General features: G+C 44.3%; 2 protein-coding genes. Both read right to left on the minus strand.

The features are described 5' to 3' along the window. Positions 1-1,307: AMP-binding protein (locus A3763_RS03725; protein ID WP_068759893.1), on the minus strand; the 1,307-nt coding region annotated here is incomplete at its 3' end. Between the two features lie 24 nt (positions 1,308-1,331). After that, positions 1,332-2,556 (minus strand): aldehyde dehydrogenase family protein (locus A3763_RS03730; protein ID WP_082880369.1); only part of this gene is annotated, 1,225 nt, incomplete at its 5' end.

A 2,556-nucleotide genomic window follows, 5' to 3' on the forward strand; every position in this document is an offset into this window, starting at 1 on the left:
TTAAATCCTGAAACAATAATCATATCTTTTAGACGGTCAACAATTTTTAGCTTACCGTCATCAGTCCATTCGCCCATATCACCCGTTTTGAAAAAGCCATCTTCAGTTAATGCCTTTGCGGTTTCATTTGGCATATTCCAATAACCACTCATCACTTGAGGGCCTTTAGCGACGATCTGTCCGCGACCTTCAGATACGGGTTGATCGTCATCATTCCAAAGCTGAATTTCTGTATCAGAAAGAGGTGTCCCAACTGTGCCTATTTCTTCATTGCCAGGTTCATTAAGGCAGAGGACCGGAGATGTTTCTGATAACCCATAGCCTTCAGAAATACTGCAGCCTGTTACATCTTTCCATATTTCACTGGCATTAGAGGTTAAGGCAGTTCCACCCGAGACGGTCAATCGCAGTGCTGAAAAATCTAGCGCTTTAAATTCTTCCTGCATACAAAGACCGACGAAGAGAGTGTTGATCCCTGATATGCCGGTAAATTCGAAAGGTTTGATGGCATTAATAAAGGCGTTAAGATCCCTAGGGTTAGGAATGAGTACATTGAGATTGCCTTTGCTCGCAAACATAATCATATTCACTGTAAAGGCATAGATATGGTAGAGGGGTAATGGGCACACAAATATCTCTTGCCCTTCTCTACACCCTGTAGCAAGTCTATCCAAACATTGTTTAGCATTACTTATGACATTTCGGTGGCTTAAACAAGCACCTTTAGAAACGCCAGTTGTGCCTCCAGTGTACTGGAGCATACATAAATCATCTGGGCCAATATCTTTACGGGCTTGCAATTTAGCCTGATCAAAATCATTGAGGATTTGGCTAAAAGAGTGGCAACCCTCTGGAGCAGGCGTCGGGGAGTCGCTTAGTAAATCCGCAGCACCTGTTGAAATCACTAGCTCCAGCGCCGTATCACCCTTGATTTTTTCTAAGTTGGGCAACAGGTCTTCTAGAATAATTATCGCCTTGGCACCTGAATCTGAGAATTGATGCTGCATTTCTCTAGGCGTGTAAAGAGGGTTTGTGTTTACCACGACTAAACCAGCACGCAACGCGGCGTAAGCAGCAATTGGGTACTGGCTTAGATTTGGCAGCTGTATCACTATCCGGTCACCCTGATTTAGGTTCTCTTGCTGCTGTAAGAAACAGGCCAAAGCCTTAGATTTAGCATCGATTTCAGCAAAGGATAATGTTTGCCCGAGACATGAATAAGCTGGTTTTTCTGCGTATTTTTGAAGAAAGCCCTCTAAAAAGTCGGCTAGGTTGTTGCGTGAGAGTGTTGTGTTTATCTGTGTCATCGGTAACCCCAAAGGTGTTTATTATTATGAATCTAGATTAGGTGGGCCTAGCAGCTCTTTATCTGCCTTACCTAGAAATAGTTTCATCGATAATTTCTGAATAATGGTTCCGTAGGGAGGATAGAATAAACCAATCGGAAAGAATCGATGTCGTTGAAAAGTCGATCGGGCATGGGATAGCTCACGAAACCCTTCTTCGCCATGGTAACTGCCCATACCTGAATTACCCACGCCACCAAAAGGCATGTCGTGATTGAATGCATGCCAGCCCCAATCATTAATGCTTACTCCACCAGACAGCGTGTTTTTCATAATTGTGTCTCGTATGGATTTATCATGGCCGAATAAATAGAGTGCTAGAGGGCGTTCCCGGTCGTTTATAAAGTCAATTACTTCGTTGATATTATCGTAGGGAATCACAGGCAAAATTGGACCGAATATTTCTTCTTGCATCAAATTCATATTGAGATCAGGGTTCTTTACAATATGAAGCGGGTACTGCCGCCCCTTGCCAATAGAACCGCAAACGGTTATGTCTGCCCGATGCGCTTTCGCGTCGTCAATTAGGCGCCTGAAACGTTCGTCTGCGCGGTCGTCTACCAATGAGGTGTAATGTTCACTACCGGAAGTCGAGGGATGCATTTTTATAAACTGTTTCTTTACGGCCTCAACAAACTCATCAATATTATTTCTAGGTACTAACGCATAGTCAGGTGCTAAACAGACTTGACCGCTATTCATGGCCTTACCATGCGCAATTCGCTTAGCGGCATCATTCAGGTTGGCGCCTTCACACACAACTGCCGGCGATTTTCCACCGAGTTCTAAAGTGACAGGTACCAGATTTTTAGCCGCGTTACTCATGATAATACGCCCGGTTTTAGGCGAGCCTGTAAACACCAAATGATCGAAAGGCTGCTCTGAAATTTTCATCGCATCCGGGTGGTCACCAGGCAACACATCCACCAAGTCTTCAGGAAAAATTTCGCTAAGCATTTCTTGCAGTAATGCGGCTGAGTTAGGGCAATTCTCCGGCATTTTGATCATCGCTCTGTTGCCCGCTGCCAAAGCTGCAATAAGAGGCCCTAACGCTAGGTATAAGGGAAAGTTCCATGGGCAGATGATTCCGACAACACCTTTGGGGTGGTAATGTACTTTGGCTTTATTACTTGTGAAGAGTAACTCCGTGGATCTACGACTAGGCTTCATCCACTTTTTGAGTTTGTGAACTGCATGATTGATTTCTAAA

It is taken from the genome of Oleiphilus sp. HI0128, assembly GCF_001635365.1.